This is a genomic window from Enterobacter sp. SECR19-1250 (genome assembly GCF_013391025.1).
GTDB lineage: Bacteria > Pseudomonadota > Gammaproteobacteria > Enterobacterales > Enterobacteriaceae > Enterobacter > Enterobacter cloacae.
This window is the reverse complement of record NZ_JACASJ010000326.1, coordinates 1-343: the sequence shown is the minus strand read 5'-3', so window position 1 is coordinate 343 and position 343 is coordinate 1. Positions and strand designations below refer to the sequence as shown.

The 343-nt window shown below is 51.6% G+C and carries 1 protein-coding gene; it reads left to right on the top strand.

Translation table 11 applies throughout. The features are described 5' to 3' along the window. Positions 1-68: 68 nt before the first annotated feature. Positions 69-343: transposase (locus HX884_RS26845; RefSeq protein ID WP_176235144.1), on the top strand; the 275-nt coding region annotated here is incomplete at its 3' end.

The window sequence follows — 343 nt, the reverse complement described above, 5'->3', positions numbered from 1 at the left end:
GGAAGGTGCGAACAAGTCCCTGATATGAGATCATGTTTGTCATCTGGAGCCATGGAACAGGGTTCATCATGAGTCATCAACTTACCTTCGCCGACAGTGAATTCAGCAGTAAGCGCCGTCAGACCAGAAAAGAGATTTTCTTGTCCCGCATGGAGCAGATTCTGCCATGGCAAAACATGGTGGAAGTCATCGAGCCGTTTTACCCCAAGGCTGGTAATGGCCGGCGACCTTATCCGCTGGAAACCATGCTACGCATTCACTGCATGCAGCATTGGTACAACCTGAGCGATGGCGCGATGGAAGATGCTCTGTACGAAATCGCCTCCATGCGTCTGTTTGCCCG